The sequence below is a fragment of the Glycomyces sp. MUSA5-2 genome, assembly GCF_037034145.1.
Classification (GTDB): Bacteria; Actinomycetota; Actinomycetes; order Mycobacteriales; family Micromonosporaceae; genus Glycomyces; species Glycomyces artemisiae.
Map to the genome: position 1 here is coordinate 16,698 of NZ_JBAGKG010000002.1, position 15,969 is coordinate 32,666.

At 72.1% G+C, this 15,969-nt stretch carries 15 protein-coding genes; 10 read left to right on the forward strand and 5 right to left on the reverse strand.

The window, feature by feature from the left end; genetic code table 11:
* Positions 1-39: 39 nt before the first annotated feature.
* Entirely contained in the window at positions 40-1,224 is a 1,185-nt protein-coding gene (locus WA640_RS05695) for a homogentisate 1,2-dioxygenase (RefSeq protein WP_335986546.1), read from the reverse strand.
* A 165-nt stretch (positions 1,225-1,389) separates the two neighbouring features.
* Between WA640_RS05695 and WA640_RS05700 the strand changes: the two genes are divergently transcribed.
* Both WA640_RS05700 and fahA read left to right on the forward strand, forming a co-directional pair.
* Entirely contained in the window at positions 1,390-2,175 is a 786-nt protein-coding gene (locus tag WA640_RS05700; RefSeq protein WP_335986547.1) for a hypothetical protein, read from the forward strand.
* On the forward strand, positions 2,172-3,398 hold the full coding sequence (gene fahA / locus WA640_RS05705; RefSeq protein ID WP_335986548.1) for a fumarylacetoacetase: 1,227 nt from the start codon (positions 2,172-2,174) through the stop codon (positions 3,396-3,398). The genes WA640_RS05700 and fahA overlap by 4 nt, the downstream gene beginning before the upstream one ends.
* Here the strand turns inward: fahA and WA640_RS05710 are convergent.
* Complete coding sequence (locus WA640_RS05710) at positions 3,391-3,876, reverse strand: Lrp/AsnC family transcriptional regulator (RefSeq protein WP_335986549.1); 486 nt, start codon at positions 3,874-3,876, stop codon at positions 3,391-3,393. The two genes, fahA and WA640_RS05710, sit on opposite strands and share 8 nt — an antisense overlap.
* A gap of 154 nt (positions 3,877-4,030) precedes the next feature.
* Here WA640_RS05710 and hppD point away from each other — a divergent pair, with 154 nt between their 5' ends.
* Genes hppD through hutH form a run of 6 tightly spaced genes read left to right on the forward strand, consistent with a single transcriptional unit; the run spans position 4,031 to position 12,068 of the window.
* Positions 4,031-5,200, forward strand: coding sequence for a 4-hydroxyphenylpyruvate dioxygenase (hppD, locus tag WA640_RS05715; RefSeq protein ID WP_335986550.1), 1,170 nt, complete (start codon positions 4,031-4,033; stop codon positions 5,198-5,200).
* 12 nt (positions 5,201-5,212) lie between these two features.
* The gene (hutU, locus tag WA640_RS05720; RefSeq protein ID WP_335986552.1) at positions 5,213-6,850 is read left to right on the forward strand and encodes a urocanate hydratase; all 1,638 of its coding nucleotides are present in this window, start codon (positions 5,213-5,215) and stop codon (positions 6,848-6,850) included.
* Positions 6,850-8,076, forward strand: coding sequence for an allantoate amidohydrolase (locus WA640_RS05725; protein WP_335986553.1), 1,227 nt, complete (start codon positions 6,850-6,852; stop codon positions 8,074-8,076). The genes hutU and WA640_RS05725 overlap by 1 nt, the downstream gene beginning before the upstream one ends.
* Positions 8,070-9,365: a formimidoylglutamate deiminase gene (locus tag WA640_RS05730; RefSeq protein ID WP_335986555.1), complete on the forward strand. Its 1,296-nt coding sequence runs from the start codon at positions 8,070-8,072 to the stop codon at positions 9,363-9,365. Before WA640_RS05725 ends, WA640_RS05730 begins: the two co-directional genes overlap by 7 nt.
* Complete coding sequence (gene hutI / locus WA640_RS05735) at positions 9,362-10,519, forward strand: imidazolonepropionase (protein ID WP_335986556.1); 1,158 nt, start codon at positions 9,362-9,364, stop codon at positions 10,517-10,519. Before WA640_RS05730 ends, hutI begins: the two co-directional genes overlap by 4 nt.
* Positions 10,520-10,529: 10 nt before the next feature.
* On the forward strand, positions 10,530-12,068 hold the full coding sequence (hutH, locus tag WA640_RS05740) for a histidine ammonia-lyase (RefSeq protein WP_335986557.1): 1,539 nt from the start codon (positions 10,530-10,532) through the stop codon (positions 12,066-12,068).
* A 48-nt stretch (positions 12,069-12,116) separates the two neighbouring features.
* Here hutH and WA640_RS05745 read toward each other — a convergent pair whose 3' ends face one another.
* Positions 12,117-12,524: a type II toxin-antitoxin system VapC family toxin gene (locus tag WA640_RS05745; protein WP_335986558.1), complete on the reverse strand. Its 408-nt coding sequence runs from the start codon at positions 12,522-12,524 to the stop codon at positions 12,117-12,119.
* Positions 12,521-12,778 (reverse strand): type II toxin-antitoxin system Phd/YefM family antitoxin, encoded by a 258-nt coding sequence (locus WA640_RS05750; protein ID WP_335986560.1) that lies wholly within the window; start codon positions 12,776-12,778, stop codon positions 12,521-12,523. The genes WA640_RS05745 and WA640_RS05750 overlap by 4 nt, the downstream gene beginning before the upstream one ends.
* Positions 12,779-12,926: 148 nt before the next feature.
* Here WA640_RS05750 and WA640_RS05755 point away from each other — a divergent pair, with 148 nt between their 5' ends.
* On the forward strand, positions 12,927-13,715 hold the full coding sequence (locus WA640_RS05755) for a CHAD domain-containing protein (RefSeq protein WP_335986562.1): 789 nt from the start codon (positions 12,927-12,929) through the stop codon (positions 13,713-13,715).
* Positions 13,716-13,786: 71 nt separating this feature from the next.
* Here WA640_RS05755 and WA640_RS05760 read toward each other — a convergent pair whose 3' ends face one another.
* The gene (locus WA640_RS05760; protein ID WP_030157516.1) at positions 13,787-14,473 is read right to left on the reverse strand and encodes an IclR family transcriptional regulator; all 687 of its coding nucleotides are present in this window, start codon (positions 14,471-14,473) and stop codon (positions 13,787-13,789) included.
* 67 nt (positions 14,474-14,540) lie between these two features.
* Between WA640_RS05760 and leuC the strand changes: the two genes are divergently transcribed.
* Positions 14,541-15,968 (forward strand): 3-isopropylmalate dehydratase large subunit, encoded by a 1,428-nt coding sequence (leuC, locus tag WA640_RS05765; RefSeq protein WP_106365004.1) that lies wholly within the window; start codon positions 14,541-14,543, stop codon positions 15,966-15,968.
* The last annotated feature ends 1 nt before the right edge of the window (position 15,969 follow it).

A 15,969-nucleotide genomic window follows, 5' to 3' on the forward strand; every position in this document is an offset into this window, starting at 1 on the left:
CCGCGCGGGCGGCCCCGTTACCGGGAGCACAGTGCCGAACTACAGACCCGGGTCGCGGTTCCAGGTCCAGGCGTAGTTCGTGTCCTCGACGTCGAGGGCCGGTTCGCACAGCTCCAGTGGCCGGAACGTGTCGACCATGACGGCGAGTTCGTCGAAGAACTCGGCGCCGATCGAGCGCTCGGGCGCGCCGGGCTGGGGGCCGTGGGTGAAGCCGGACGGGTGCAGCGAGATGGAGCCCTGCTCGATGCCGGAGCCGCGGCGGGCCTCGTAGTTGCCGCCGCAGTAGAACATGACCTCGTCGGAGTCGACGTTGTGGTGGTTGTAGGGCACCGGGATCGCGTCCGGGTGGTAGTCCACTTTGCGCGGCACGAAGTTGCAGACCACGAAGTTCGGGCCCTGGAACACCTGGTGCGCGGGCGGCGGCTGGTGGATGCGGCCGGTGATCGGCTCGTAGTCGTGGATGGAGAACACCCACGGGTACAGGCAGCCGTCCCAGCCGACGACGTCGAACGGGTGGTGCGCGTACGTGAACTTCGTCCACAGCGTGGCCGTCCCGCGGCCGCGGTGCTGCACGTACACGTCGACGTCCTCGCCGTCGACGAGCAGCGGCTCCGCGGGGCTGCGCAGGTCCCGCTCGCAGTACGGCGAGTGCTCCAGGAACTGGCCGCGCACCGACAGGTACCGCTTGGGCGGCGTGATGTGCCCGGTCGACTCGATGACGAGGGTCCGCAGCGGCTCGTCGCCTTCGGGGAGCACGCGGTAGATCGTGGACATCGGCATGATGAGGTAGTCGCCCTGGCCGATGTCGATGGCGCCGAAGGAGGTCTCGACGCGCGCGGCGCCGGACTCGACGTAGATGCACTCGTCACCGATGGCGTTGCGGTACAGGGGCGAGGGCTTGTCGGCGACGGAGTACGAGATCCTGACGTCCGCATTGGACAGCAGGTGCTCGCGGCCGAAGACCGCGTCCCCGGCGGCGTCGAGCTTGTGGGTGCGGAAGTGGCGGGGCTTGAGCGGGTGGTTCGGGGACGGCTCGGCCTTCTCCGGCCGGTGCTCGGTGCTGGAGCTGATGGCAGTGGGCCGGTAGCGGTGGTACAGGAGCGACGAGTCCGAGGAGAAGCCCTCCTGGCCCATGAGCTCCTCGGAGTACAGGCTCCCGTCGTCCTGGCGGAACTGCGTGTGTCGCTTGTCGGGGATCTGCCCGACCGAACGGTAGAACGGCACGACGACTCCTTTGTCGGATCGGACGGCGGCCGTGGGTGTCGCCCCCGTCACGGTATGCCCCGAGGATAACGCTCCGGGGAGTCGATTTCGACCGCTCCGCGCACCAGTGCGCACGCCTTGCGCGGACCGCTGGACCGGTGCGCGCAACGGCTCTAGGCTCTGGGTATGGCCGGAATGATCCCCGCGGCGCTGCGGGACCTGATCGACGACGCCGCGCTCTTCCCGCCCGGGAACGCGCCGCTCGAAGCCGCCGTCCCCGCCCACCGCGGCTACCGGCAGTCCTGGTACGAGCCGCTCGTCGGCCCGCTCCTGATCCCGCAGACGCGCCTCGCCGCCCTCGACCCCGGCCGCACCGGCCTGCGCATCGCCGTGATCGTCGACGGCGACCCCGCGACGGTCCTCGACGCCGTCGAAGCACTCGGACCGCAGGTCACCGTCGCGCACTACGAGTCGCGCCGCCCCCTCGACGACCTCGCGAAGCACCTCGCGGGCAAGCCCGTCTACGCCGAGATCCCCCTCGAAGAGGACGCGATCGACGCGGTCCGGCCCACCGGGTTCACCCCGAAGTTCCGCACCGGCGGCCTCACCGCCGACCTGTTCCCGGCCCCCGAGGCCCTCGCCGCCGCCATGCACGCGTGCCGCCGCCGCGGCATGCGCTTCAAGCTCACCGCGGGCCTGCACCGCGCGATCCGCCACCGCGACCCCGTCACCGGCGTCAAGCACCACGGCTTCGTGAACGTCCTGGTCGCCGCCGACACGGTCGCCGAGAACGACCCGGACGCGACCGCCGCGGTCCTCGCCTCCGAAGACGCCGCCGACCTCGCCGCCCGCGCGAAGCGCCTCCTCGCCCGCCCGCGCGCGCTGTGGACCGGCTTCGGCTCGTGCTCGATCAACGAGCCGCTGCAAGACCTCCTGGACCTGGGACTCCTACACCGAGGGGACGCCGCATGACCGCCGCCACCAGCTGGGTCGAGGGCGCCGACCCCGGCCCCTACGGCCTCGCCCACCTGCCCTACGGCGTCTTCTCGACCCGCAAGGACCCGGCCCCGCGCATCGGGGTCCGCATCGGCGACCAGGCCCTGGACCTGCGCGCGCTCGCCACCGGCCAGTTCTTCCTGCCGTGGATCCGCCCCGCGTTCCACGAGCACGACCTCAACGCCTTCCTCGCGATGGGCCCGCCCGCGTGGCGCCTCGTGCGCCACCAGCTCACCGAGCTCCTCGCCGACCGCCGCCACCAGGACCAGTCCGCGACGCTCCTGACCCCGGTCCACAAGGCCCGCATGCACCTTCCGTTCAGCGTCGCCGACTACGTGGACTTCTACGCCTCCGAGCAGCACGCCACGAACCTCGGCCGCCTCTTCCGGCCCGACTCGGAGCCCTTGCTGCCCAACTGGAAGCACCTCCCGGTCGGCTACCACGGCCGCTCCGGCACCGTCGTCCCCTCCGGCACGCCCGTGGTCCGCCCCCGCGGCCAGCGCAAGACCCCCGACGGGCCGGTCGAGTTCGGCCCCAGCGCGCGCCTCGACATCGAGGCCGAAGTGGGCTTCGTCGTCGGCGTCGGCTCCGACCTCGGCACGCCCGTGAGCCCGGACGACTTCACCGAGCACGTCTTCGGCGCGGTCCTCGTCAACGACTGGTCCGCCCGCGACATCCAGGCCTGGGAGTACGTGCCGCTCGGCCCGTTCCTCGGGAAGTCCTTCGCGACCTCGATCGGCCACTGGGTCACCCCGCTCGACGCGCTCGCGGCCGCGAAAGCCGAAGCGCCCGTGCAGGACCCGGCGCCGTTCGCGTACCTCCGGGAGGCCGAGCGCTTCGGCTACGACCTGTCGATGTCGCTGCGCTGGAACGGCACAGAGGTGTCCCGGCCGCCGTTCAAGGGCATGTACTGGACCCCCGCCCAGATGCTCGCCCACATGACCGTCAACGGGGCGTCGCTGCGCACCGGGGACCTGTACGCGTCCGGGACGGTCTCCGGCGACGGGGCCGACGAGCGCGGCTCGTTCCTGGAGCTGACCTGGGGCGGCAAGGAGCCCGTGACGGTCGGCGACGGCGAGACCCGCGCCTTCCTCGAAGACGGTGACACCGTGACGATCGAGGCCACCGCGCCCGGCCCGGACGGGTCGGTCATCGGCCTCGGCGAGGTCACCGGGACGATCCTGCCCGCCGTCAGTTGAGCCCCGCGGCCTCCTTGACCAGCGGGAGCGTGCGGTGGGGGATCTGCTCCGCGAGCGCGATCACCGTGGTCGCGCGCAGCACGCCCTCGCTGGCGAGCACCCGGTCGATGACGTCCTGGAGCTCCGCGTTCGTGCGGGCGACGATGCGGCACAGCATGTCCCCGGCGCCGGTCACGGTGTGCGCCTCCAGGACCTCGGGGATGCGCGCGAGCCGCTGCGCCATCGGCTGGTGACCCACGGCCTGCCGCAGCTCCAGGGTCACGAACGCCGTCACCGGGTAGCCGAGCGCCGCTGGGTCGACGCGCGGCCCGAAGTCCCGCACGACGCCGCGCGCGACGAGCTTGTCGAGCCGCGCCTGCACGGTCCCCCGCGCGACCCCGAGCCGCCGGGCGCATTCGAGGACCCCGATGCGCGGCTCGGCCTCAAGGAGTTCGATGAGCTTGGCATCGAGCGCGTCGATACCCGTTCCACTGGTCATATCGATCAGTGTATGCGCCTGCTCTCTGGTACATCTGCGCAAGTTGACCAGCTTTCGGGGAACTGCTTGCCCAGTGCCGCGACGTGAACAATGATCAAGGCCACAGGGGCCACCGCCCCGCTCAACAGCCCCACGAGGACTACGGGAGGCCGCCATGGTCGACACCGCCAACCGCTCCGCCGACACCGACCCGGGCCTGGTCGGAGCCGTCGAGCACGACATCCGCGAGGACGCCTTCCCGATCAAGGGCTGGGACCACGTCAAGTACTACGTCGGGAACGCCCGCCAGGCCGCCCACTACTACTCCACCGCGTTCGGCATGACGCTCTTCGCCTACCGCGGCCCCGAGCAGGGCTACCGCGAGCACGCCGAGTACGCGCTCAAGTCCGGCGGCGTCGTCTTCGTCCTCGCGGGCGGCACCACCGCCGATTCCGCGGCCTCCGAGCACTACGCCCGCCACGGCGACGGCGTCATCGAAGTCGCGCTCGAAGTGCCCGATGTGGACAAGAACTACGCGCACGCGATCAAGCAGGGCGCCATCGCCGTCGAGGAGCCCCACGACCTCACCGACGAGCACGGCACGATCCGCCGCGCCGTCATCGGCACCTACGGCGAGACCCGGAACGTCCTCATCGACCGCTCGAAGTACACCGGCCCGTTCCTGCCCGGCTTCGTCGCCGCCGACCCGATGGTCGCCCCGCCCGAAAAGCGGTTCTTCCAGGCCATCGACCACATCGTCGGCAACGTCGAGCTCGGGAAGATGCGCGAGTGGGTCGAGTACTACGAGCGGGTCATGGGCTTCACGAACATCGTCGAGTTCGTCGAGGACGCCATCGCCACCGAGTACTCCGCGCTCATGAGCAAGGTCGTCGCCAACGGCACCCGCAAGATCAAGTTCCCGATCAACGAGCCCGCCGTGGGCAAGAAGAAGTCGCAGATCGACGAGTACCTGGAGTTCTACGGCGGCCCCGGCGTGCAGCACATCGCACTCGCCACGAGCGACATCCTCGCGGCCGTCGACGCCATGCGCGCACGGGGCGTCGAGTTCCTCGAAGCCCCCGACGCCTACTACGAGGACCCCGAGATGCGCGAGCGGATCGGCACCGTGCGCGTCCCCATCGAGGAGCTCCAGAAGCGGCGTGTGCTGGTCGACCGGGACGAGGACGGCTATATGCTCCAGATCTTCACCAAGCCGCAGCAGGACCGGCCCACGATGTTCTACGAGATCATCGAGCGGCACGGCTCGCTGAGCTTCGGCAAGGGCAACTTCAAGGCCCTCTTCGAGGCCCTTGAGAAGGAGCAGGCCAAGCGCGGCAACCTCTGAGCGGGGAGCGACATGCACGCACCACACGGGACCGACCTGCACTGCCGGACCTGGCAGACCGAGGCGGCCTACCGGATGCTCCAGAACAACCTCGACCCGGCGGTCGCCGAGCGCCCCGGGGACCTGGTCGTCTACGGCGGCACGGGGAAGGCCGCGCGCAGCCGCGACGACCTCGCCGCGATCCTGCGGACCCTGCTGACCCTCGCCCCCGACGAGACCCTCCTGGTCCAGTCGGGGCGCGCGGTCGGCGTCATGCGCACCCACGAGTGGGCTCCGCGCGTGCTCATCGCGAACTCGAACCTGGTGCCCGACTGGGCGACCTGGCCCGAGTTCCGGCGCCTGGAGTCCCTCGGGCTCACGATGTACGGGCAGATGACCGCCGGGTCCTGGATCTACATCGGGACCCAGGGAATCCTTCAGGGGACGTACGAGACGTTCGCCGCCGTCGCCGCGAAACGCTTCGGCGGCAGCCTGAAAGGCACCTTGACGCTGACGGCGGGCTGCGGCGGCATGGGCGGCGCGCAGCCGCTCGCCGTCACCATGAACGACGGCGTGTGCCTCATCGTCGAGGTCGACCCGCACCGCCTCCAGCGGCGCGTGGAGACCCGCTACCTCGACACCGTCGCCGCCGACCTGGACGACGCCGTCGCCCAGGCCCTCGCCGCCAAGCAGGCGGGCGAAGCGAAGTCGATCGGCCTGGTCGGCAACGCCGCCGAAGTGCTCCCCGAGCTGCTCGCCCGGGGCATCGAGGTCGACATCGTCACCGACCAGACCTCCGCGCACGACCCGCTCTCGTACATCCCGGCGGGTCTGTCCCTTGAGGATGCGGCGGACCTCGCGAAGGCCGATCCGGACGGGTACACCGACCGCGCCCGCGAGTCCATGGCCCGCCACGTGGAGGCCATGGTCGGCTTCCTCGACGCGGGCGCCGAGGTCTTCGACTACGGCAACTCGATCCGCGGCGAAGCCCTCGCGGGCGGCTTCGGCCGGGCCTTCGACTTCCCCGGGTTCGTCCCCGCCTACATCCGGCCCCTGTTCTGCGAAGGCAAGGGCCCCTTCAGGTGGGCCGCGCTCTCGGGCGACCCGGCCGACATCGCCGCCACCGACAAGGCCGTGCTCGACCTGTTCCCCGAGCACCGGTCGCTGCACCGCTGGATCACGCTCGCCCGCGACCGCGTCGCCTTCCAGGGCCTCCCGGCCCGGATCTGCTGGCTCGGCCACGGCGAACGCGACCTCGCGGGCGTGCGCTTCAACGAGATGGTCGCCGACGGGACCCTGAAGGCCCCGATCGTCATCGGGCGCGACCACCTCGACTGCGGCTCGGTCGCCAGCCCCTACCGCGAGACCGAGTCCATGAAGGACGGCTCCGACGCGATCGCGGACTGGCCCCTGCTCAACGCCCTCGTCAACACCGCGTCGGGCGCGAGCTGGGTCTCGATCCACCACGGCGGCGGCGTCGGCATCGGCCGCTCGATCCACGCCGGGCAGGTCAGCGTCGCCGACGGGACCGCGCTGGCCGCGCAGAAGCTCGAACGGGTCCTCTCCAACGACCCGGCGATGGGCGTCATCCGCCACGTCGACGCCGGATACGAGGAGGCCGACCGCACCGCCGAGGCCAACGGCGTGCGCATCCCCGCGCGGGAGTCCTGATGGACGCCACCGGGTTCCGCCGCCTCTGGGACGAGATCACCGGCATCGGCCTTGCTGACACCGGAGGGTATCTGCGGTTCTCCTGGAGCGCGGCCGATCTCGCGCTCCGCGACTGGTTCGACGCGCAGGCGGCCGAGCGCGGCCTGCTCGTCGAGACCGACCGCAACGGCAATCGCTACGCCTGGTGGGACCTCGCCCCTGAAGCGGTCGTCCCGCCCGGCGCGGCCCCCGACCGGCGCGCCGTCCTCACCGGCAGCCACTTCGACTCCGTCCCGCACGGCGGCGCCTACGACGGCCCGCTCGGGATTGTCTCCGCTTTCCTCGCCATCGACGAACTCCGCGCGGCGGGCGCCGAACCCAAGCGGCCCATCGTCATCGGCGCGTTCACCGAAGAAGAGGGCGGCCGGTTCGGTGTCCCCTGCCTCGGCACGCGTCTCATGACCGGAGTCGTCGACCCCGACCGGGCCCGCGCGCTCACCGACCCGTCCGGGACCACGCTCGCCGACGCCATGCGCGAAGCCGGGGCCGACCCCGACGCGCTCGGCCCCGACCCCGAGCGGCTCGCGAACCTCTCGGCCTTCGTGGAACTCCACGTGGAGCAGGGCCGCTCGCTCGAAGCGCCCGTGGGCGTCGCCAGCGCCATCTGGCCGCACGGTCGGTGGCGCATGACGTTCACCGGCGCGGGCGACCACGCCGGGACCACGCGCCTGCCGGACCGGCGCGACCCGATGCTCACGTTCGCGTTCGCGGTCCTCGCCGCCCGCAAGGAGGCTCGCCTCGCCGGGGGCCTCGCCACCGTCGGGCGCGTGGAAGCCGTCCCGAACGCCACGAACGCGATCGCGTCGCAGGTCACCGCCTGGCTCGACTCGCGCGCGCCCGACGAGGCCGTGCTCTCGGAGATCCTCACCGGCTTCGAGTCCAAAGTGGCCGAACGGGCGAAGAGGGACGGTACCGGCTTCACGATCGAGCCTGAGTCGGAGACCCCGATCGTGGAGTTCGACGCGTCGCTGCGCGACCGCCTCGCCGACCTCCTCGGCGGCGTCCCGGTCCTCCCCACGGGCGCGGGCCACGACGCAGGAGTGCTCGCCGCGCACGTGCCGACCGCGATGCTGTTCGTGCGCAACCCCACCGGCGTCTCGCACGCACTGGGGGAGGGCGCGAGCGACGAGGACTGCGCCGCCGGCGTCGAGGCCCTCGCGGCGGTGCTGCGGGACCTCGCGTGCTGACCTACTGGGCCCGGTACGCCCGCCTGCCCGGCGGCGTCGCCGAATCCGTGGCGATCGACGTCGACCAGGGCCGCATCACCGCCGTCGTCCCGGGCGCCGCGCCGCGAGGCGAGATCCTCGGCGGGCTCGTGCTGCCCGGCTTCGCGAACGCGCACTCGCACGCGTTCCACCGGGCCCTGCGCGGGCGCACCCACGATGGCAAGGGCACCTTCTGGACCTGGCGCAAGGGCATGTACACCCTCGCCGGTCGCCTCGACCCCGACTCCTACCACCGGCTCGCCCGTGCGGTCTACGCCGAGATGGCGCTCGCCGGGATCACGTGCGTCGGCGAGTTCCACTATCTCCACCACCGGCCCGGCGGGCGCCCCTACGACGACCCGAACGCCATGGGGGAGGCCCTGATCCAGGCCGCCGCCGACGCCGGGATCCGCATCGCGCTCCTCGACACGCTGTACCTCTCCGGCGGCTTCGGCAAGCCCCTCGAACCCGCGCAGGAGCGCTTCGGCGACGGCAGCCTCGAAGGCTGGCTCGACCGCGTCGAGCGCCTCGACCTGCCGCCGCACGCGGTCCTCGGCGGCGCCGTCCACTCGGTACGCGCCGTCCCCGAAGAGGCCATCGCCGCGTTCGCGTGCTCCACCGAGGGCCGCCCGGTCCACGTGCACCTCTCCGAGCAGCGCGCCGAGAACGAGGCCTGCCGCGCCGAGCACGGCTGCACGCCCACCGAACTCCTGGAGCGCTGCGGGCTCCTCGGCCCCGACCTCACCGCCGTCCACGCCACGCACCTCGCCGACCACGACATCGAACTCCTCGCCCGCTCCGGCACCGGCGTCGCGTTCTGCCCCACCACGGAACGCGACCTCGCGGACGGCATCGGCCCCGCCCGCGCGCTCGCCGACGCCGGGGTGCGCCTGACCCTAGGGACCGACTCCAACGCGGTGATCGACATGTTCGAGGAGGCCCGCGCCGTCGAGATGCACGAGCGCCTCGTCAGCGAGGAGCGCGGCCGGTTCACCGCGGACGCCCTGCTGGACATGGCGACCGGCCACGCAGGTCTCGGCTTCCCCGACGCGGGCCGCATCGAGCCCGGCGCCCGCGCCGACCTCGTGGCGGTCGCCCTCGACACGCCGCGCACCGCGGGCGCCCGCCCCGACGGGATCGCCTACGCCGCCACCGCGGCCGACATCGCGGACGTGATCGCCGACGGCCGCCACATCGTCCACGAAGGACGCCACCGGTACATCGACGCCGGTGCGGAACTGCGCGACACGATCGGGGAACTGTGGCAATGAGCCCGCACAAGAGCCTCCTCATCGACGGCATCGGCGAACTCTTCTCCGCCGACGACGACGGCACCATCTACTACGACGCCGCGATCGTCGTCGAGGACGGGAAGATCGCCTGGGTCGGCCACCGCCTGAACCGGCCCGCCGCCGACGAGTACCTCGACCTCGACAACCGCGCCGTGATCCCCGGGTTCGTCGACAGCCACGCCCATCTCGTGTTCGCGGGCGACCGCTCCGGCGAGTTCGACGCGCGCATGAACGGCGAGCCCTACGACGGCGGCGGCATCCGCACCACCGTGACCGCGACCCGCCGTGCGAAGGACGACCGCCTGCGCGAGAACTGCGCCCGCCTCACCGCCGAGATGCTCCGCCAGGGGACGACCACTGTGGAGATCAAGTCCGGGTACGGGCTCTCCGTCGAGGACGAGCTGCGCTCCCTGCGCATCGCGGGCGAGTTCACCGACGAGACCACGTTCCTCGGCGCGCACACCGTCCCCGCGGGCGCCGATGCCGACGAGTACACCGCGCTCGTCACCGGGCCCATGCTCGATGCCTGTGCGCCCCATGCGAAGTGGATCGACGTGTTCTGCGAGCGCGGCGCCTTCGACGGCGACCAGGCCCGCGCGGTCCTCACTGCGGGCGCCGCCGCCGGGCTCGGGACCCGCATCCACGCCAACCAGCTCACCGAAGGCCCCGGGGTGCGGCTCGCCGTGGAGCTCGGCGCCGCCTCCGCCGACCACTGCACGCACCTCTCCGACGCCGACGTCGACGCCCTCGCGAACTCGGACACCGTCGCCACCCTGCTCCCGGGCGCGGAGTTCTCGACGCGCTCGCCCTATCCGGACGCGCGGCGCCTCCTCGACGCGGGCGCGCGCGTCGCGCTCGCCACCGACTGCAACCCCGGCTCCTCCTACACCTCCAGCATGGCGTTCTGCATCGCGCTCGCGGTCCGGGAGATGCGCATGTCGCCCGCCGAGGCCCTCGACGCGGCGACCTCGGGCGGCGCGGATGCGCTGCGCCGCAGCGACATCGGCCGGATCGTCCCGGGCGCGCGCGCCGACCTGGTCGTGCTCGACGCACCTTCCTACGTCCACCTGGCCTACCGGCCGGGGACGCCCCTGGTCCAGTCCGTCATACACGGCGGCAGCGTCGTCAACTAGAGGAGCAGCGATGTCCACGGTCCACATCCGACCGGTCCCCGTGTCGCCCGAGGAGGTCGTCGCGGTCGCGCGCGACCGCGCCCGGGTCGTCATCGACGACGAGGCCCGGGAGGCCATGGCGCGCAGCCGCGCCGTGGTCGACGCGATCGAGCGCGACGGGCGCCCCGTCTACGGCGTCTCGACCGGGTTCGGGGCGCTCGCGAACACGTTCGTCGCGCCCGAGCGGCGCGCCGAGCTCCAGCACGCGCTGATCCGCTCGCATGCCGCCGGGGTCGGCGACCCGATGCCCGTCGAAGTGGTGCGCGCGATGATGCTGCTGCGGCTGCGCTCGCTCGCCATGGGCCGCTCCGGGGTCCGCCCCGAAGTCGCCGACGCCCTCGCCGCGCTGCTGAACGCCGACGTCACGCCGTGGGTGCCTAGGCACGGCTCCCTCGGCGCGTCCGGGGACCTCGCGCCGCTGGCGCACTGCGCGATCGTGCTCCTCGGCGAGGGCTGGGTGCTGGCGGCGGACGGGACCCGTGCGGAGGCGGGTCCGGTCCTCGAAGCGGCGGGGCTCGCGCCGATCACGCTCTCCTCCAAGGAGGGCCTGGCGCTCATCAACGGCACCGACGGGATGCTGGGGATGCTCCTGCTCGCGGTCGCCGACCTGCGGCACCTGCTGACGATGGCCGACGTGTGCGCCGCGCTCTCCAACGAGGCGATGCTCGGCTCCGACCGGCCGTTCCAGCCCGAGCTCCACGAGATCCGCCCGCAGCCGGGGCAGGCGCGCAGCGCCGCGAACATCCACCTGCTGCTCCAGGACTCCGAAGTGATGGACTCGCACCGCAACGACACCGCGCACGCCGTGCAGGACGCGTACTCGATGCGCTGCGCCCCGCAGGTCGCGGGCGCGGCGCGCGACGTCCTCGACTACGCCGAGACCGTTGCGGCCCGCGAACTCCTCTCGGTGGTGGACAACCCCGTGGTCCTGCCGGACGGCCGCGTCGAGTCCACCGGGAACTTCCACGGCGCGCCCCTCGGCTACGCCGCGGACTTCCTCGGCATTGCCGCCGCCGACGTCGGCTCGATCTCCGAACGCCGCGTGGACCGCCTCCTCGACGTCACCCGCTCGCGCGGCCTCCCGGCATTCCTCAGCCCCGACCCGGGCGTCAACTCCGGCCTCATGATCGCCCAGTACACCGCCGCAGGGATCGTCGCCGAGAACCGCCGCCTCGCCTCGCCCGCCTCGGTCGACTCCGTGCCGACCTCCGGCATGCAGGAGGACCACGTCTCGATGGGCTGGGCCGCGGGCTGCAAGCTCCGCACGATCATCGACAACCTCGGCACCCTCCTCGCGGTCGAGCTCCTCGCCGCCGTCCAAGGGCTCCAGCTGCGCCAACCCCTCATCCCGAGCCCCGCCGCCCGCGCCGCCATCGCCGCCGTCGCCCCCATCGCGGGCAAGCCCGGCCCCGACCAGTTCCTCGCCCCCGTCATCGAACAGGTCAAACACCAGCTCCAGAGCCCGGCCCTCCGAGCCGAGATCGAAGCCGCCGTCGGCGCCCTCCAGTAGGACGCACGCGAAGGGCCCGGCGGATCTCCGCCGGGCCCTTCGCATCGCTCATCCGAACGGGTTGAGGACGCGGACGCCGGTCCGCTCGAAGTCCTTGACGTTGCGGGTCACCAGGACCATGTCGTGGACGATGGCCGTGGCGGCGATGAAGGCGTCGATGACCGGGACCGGCTCCGGGTCGTTGAGCTCGCCCCAGACGTTGGCGATCTCCGGGGTGATCGGGAGGACCCGCGATTCGTAGGGCGCGAGGAGCCGGTCGAGCCACTGCGCCAGGGCCGCGGCGCGTTCACGGTCCTTCCGGCGCAGGCGCGCCAGCCCCTTGCGGAACTCGCCGACGGTCATGACGCTCAAGTGCAAGTCGGTATCGGCGGTGGCGTCGTACCAGCGCATGACGCCCCGGTTCGGTTCGGGGCGCCGCAGTTCGCTCAGCACGTTGGTGTCGAGCAGGTACTTCACAGGTCGAGCCCCAGGTCCCGCTCCGGCGGCAGTTCCCTGCGGAGGTCCGAGGTGTCGGGGAAGTCGTCGATGTAGGGCGGTTCCCGAAGCCACTCTTTGAACGACGGCGCTCCGGTCAGCCGCCGGTAGTCCTCCACGCTCAGGATCACGGCCTCTTCGTGGCCGTGCCGCGTGATGAACTGCGCGCCTTCGGTCCTGGTGGCCCGGACCAGCTCGCTGAAGCGCTTCTTCGCGTCCTGCACCTGCCAGTGCATCGTCCCACCCCCGCTCTTCCGGAAAGTCTGACCAGTCTGACTATAATTTAGCACGTTCACGGTCTTGAGAACGACTGTCGCGATCCGCGGTTCCGGGCATGTGCGGCAGGGCACACGGCCGTGACGGGCTTCGAGCTTGGAGGGCTTCATGACCGAGACCAGTGCCGGCGACGGCGTCCACGCGTACCTCGCCGTGCAGGCGGCGGCGCTGCGGGAGTGGCGGGAGCCGGTGATCGCGCGCGAGCCCGATGCGGTGCACCGGATGCGGGTGGCCACGCGCAGGCTCAGGTCGGTGCTGTCGACGTACTCGGCGCTGTACGCGGAGGTGCCGCTGAAGCGCAGGCGCCTGCGGTGGCTCGCCGACGAGCTGGGGAAGGTGCGGGACCTCGAAGTGCTGCGGACGCGGTTCGCGAAGCGCTTGGGGGAGGAGCGGCCCGCGTGGTTCGCGGCGCTCGAAGCGCAGGAGCGGGACGCGTACGGGCCGCTGGAGCAGGTGATGCGCCGGGAGCGGACCGCGAAGCTGCTCGACGCCGCAGCGGCGCTGGCCGAGGCGCCCGTGTTCGCTTCCGCAGCCGAGCGGCCCGCCGCGGACGTGCTCGGGCCGATCGTGGAGGCCTCGCGGCAGGACATGCTGCGGGCGCTGGCGGCCACCGGCGGGGCCGCGGACGCGGACGCGGCGCGGCACCGGGCCCGCAACGCCGCCAAGAAGACCCGGTACACCGCGGACGCCGCCGCGGTCCTCGGTGAGGACGCCGAAGCCGTCGCCGCGGAGGCCAGGAAGGTCCAGAACCGGTTCGGGCGCTGCCAGGACGACGCGGTCGCGATCGCGTACCTCGAAGCCCACGCCCCCGATTCGCCGCTGCTGGAGGACGAGCGCCGCCGCCACGCCAAGCATGTGGCGAAGGCGGAGGAGATGCTCGTCGCCGCCGAGGCGTAAGACGAGGAAACGGCCCGGCGGTGATCCGCCGGGCCGTTTCGCCGTCTCAGGGGTCGAAGGGGTTCGCAGGGCTACAGGCCGGAGAGCTTCTGGCCGGCGCGGATGACCGCCATGCCGAGGCGGTCGCCGGGGCGGCGTCCCAGACGCTCTATGGGGCCGGACACGGAGATGGCGGCGACGACGCGGCCGGTCTTGTCGCGGACGGGGGCGGAGACGCTGACGACGCCGGGCTCGCGCTCGGCGACCGACTGCGCGAAGCCGCGGCGGCGGACCTCGGCGAGGGTCTTGGAGGAGAAGCGGCACTTCGGCAGCAGGGGCAGGATTCCTTCAGGGGGTTCCCAGGCGAGGAGCACCTGGGCGCCGGACCCGGCGGTCATCGGCAGGGCGGCGCCGACGGGGACGGTGTCGCGCAGCCCGGAGGCGCGCTCGGCCGCGGCGACGCACACGCGCTCGTCGGCCCTCCTGCGGTACAGCTGGGTCGACTCGCCGGTCTGGTCCCGCAGCAGGTTGAGGACCGGTTCGGCGGCGCTGAGGAGGACGTCGGCCGTCGACCCGGCGAGCTCGCCGAGCTTCGGGCCGGGACGCCAGCGCCCCTCGTGGTCGCGTTGCAGCATCTCGTGGGCCTCCAGGGCCTGCGCGAGGCGGTGGGCCGTGGCCCTGGGCAATCCCGTCTCGTGCACGAGCTCAGCCAGGCTGGCGCCGTTGGTGCAAGCAGTGAGGATGAGCACCGCCTTGTCGAGGACGCCCACTCCGCTGATAGTATTCGTTCTCACGAGCTGAACATTACCTCCCATATTTCGAGAAGTCCAACGACTGGGAACAGAGATGTCACGTACACCACACGAAGCTGAGGGCGCGCGACCGCAGACCCTCGCCGAGAAGGTCTGGAACGCCCACGTGGTCCGCACCGGCGGCCAGCAGCCGGACCTGCTCTACATCGACCTGCACCTCCTCCACGAGGTGACCAGCCCCCAGGCCTTCGACGGCCTGCGGCAGGCCGGGCGCAAGGTCCGCCGCACCGATCTCACGATCGCCACGGAGGACCACAACACGCCCACCGACAACCTCTTCACCATCGCGGACCCCACCAGCCGCAAGCAGATCGAGACGCTCCGCGCCAACTGCGAGGAGTTCGGCGTCCGCATCCACTCCCTCGGCGACGAGAACCAGGGCGTCGTCCACGTCGTGGGACCCCAGCTGGGACTCACCCAGCCGGGCATGACCGTCGTCTGCGGCGACTCGCACACCTCCACGCACGGCGCCTTCGGCTCCATCGCGTTCGGCATCGGCACCAGCGAGGTCGAGCACGTCCTCGCCACGCAGACCCTGCCGCAGGCGAAGCCGAAGTACATGGCCGTCACCGTGAACGGCTCCCTCCCCGAGGGCGTCTCCGCGAAGGACCTCATCCTCAAGATCATCTCGATCACCGGCACCGGCGGCGGCAAGGGCCACATCGTCGAGTACCGCGGCCAGGCCATCGAGGAGCTCTCGATGGAGGGCCGGATGACGGTCTGCAACATGTCGATCGAGTGGGGCGCCAAGGCCGGCCTGATCGCCCCCGACGAGAAGACCTTCGCCTACGTCCAGGGCCGCCCCCACGCGCCCCAGGGCGAGGACTGGGACGCCGCCGTCGAGTACTGGCAGGGCCTCAAGACCGACGAGGGCGCCGTCTTCGACAAGGAGATCGTCATCGACGCGGCCACCCTGAGCCCGTTCGTCACCTGGGGCACCAACCCCGGCCAGGGCGTCGAGCTCTCCGGGAACGTCCCCGACCCCGCCGACCTGGACGACGCCGTCGCGCGCACCACGGCCGCGAGCGCCCTGGAGTACATGGGCCTCGAAGCGGGCACGCCCATGCGCGAGATCGGCGTGGACGTGGTCTTCCTCGGCTCCTGTACCAACGGGCGCATCGAGGACCTCCGCACCGCCGCCGACGTCATCAAGGGCCGCAAGGTCGCCGAGGGCGTCAACATGATGGTCGTCCCCGGCTCCGCGAAGGTCCGCGAGCAGGCCATCGAAGAGGGCCTCGACAAGGTCTTCATCGAGGCGGGCGCCGACTGGCGCTTCGCGGGCTGCTCGATGTGCCTGGGCATGAACCCGGACCAGCTCACGCCGGGCCAGCGGGCCGCCTCCACCTCGAACCGCAACTTCGAGGGCCGCCAAGGCAAGGGCGGGCGCACCCACCTGGTCAGCCCGGCCGTCGCCGCCGCCACCGCCGTCGCGGGCCGCCTCGCCGGCCCCGCGGACCTGTAGG

Excerpts from the sequence above, each read along its gene's own strand:
- WA640_RS05710 (WP_335986549.1), bottom strand. The coding sequence starts at position 3,876 with ATGACCAGTGGAACGGGTATCGACGCGCTCGATGCCAAGCTCATCGAA.
- hutU (WP_335986552.1), top strand. The coding sequence starts at position 5,213 with ATGCACGCACCACACGGGACCGACCTGCACTGCCGGACCTGGCAGACC.
- fahA (WP_335986548.1), top strand. The coding sequence starts at position 2,172 with ATGACCGCCGCCACCAGCTGGGTCGAGGGCGCCGACCCCGGCCCCTAC.
- hutI (WP_335986556.1), top strand. The coding sequence starts at position 9,362 with ATGAGCCCGCACAAGAGCCTCCTCATCGACGGCATCGGCGAACTCTTC.
- WA640_RS05755 (WP_335986562.1), top strand. The coding sequence starts at position 12,927 with ATGACCGAGACCAGTGCCGGCGACGGCGTCCACGCGTACCTCGCCGTG.
- WA640_RS05725 (WP_335986553.1), top strand. The coding sequence starts at position 6,850 with ATGGACGCCACCGGGTTCCGCCGCCTCTGGGACGAGATCACCGGCATC.
- hutH (WP_335986557.1), top strand. The coding sequence starts at position 10,530 with ATGTCCACGGTCCACATCCGACCGGTCCCCGTGTCGCCCGAGGAGGTC.
- WA640_RS05750 (WP_335986560.1), bottom strand. The coding sequence starts at position 12,778 with ATGCACTGGCAGGTGCAGGACGCGAAGAAGCGCTTCAGCGAGCTGGTC.
- leuC (WP_106365004.1), top strand. The coding sequence starts at position 14,541 with ATGTCACGTACACCACACGAAGCTGAGGGCGCGCGACCGCAGACCCTC.
- WA640_RS05700 (WP_335986547.1), top strand. The coding sequence starts at position 1,390 with ATGGCCGGAATGATCCCCGCGGCGCTGCGGGACCTGATCGACGACGCC.
- hppD (WP_335986550.1), top strand. The coding sequence starts at position 4,031 with ATGGTCGACACCGCCAACCGCTCCGCCGACACCGACCCGGGCCTGGTC.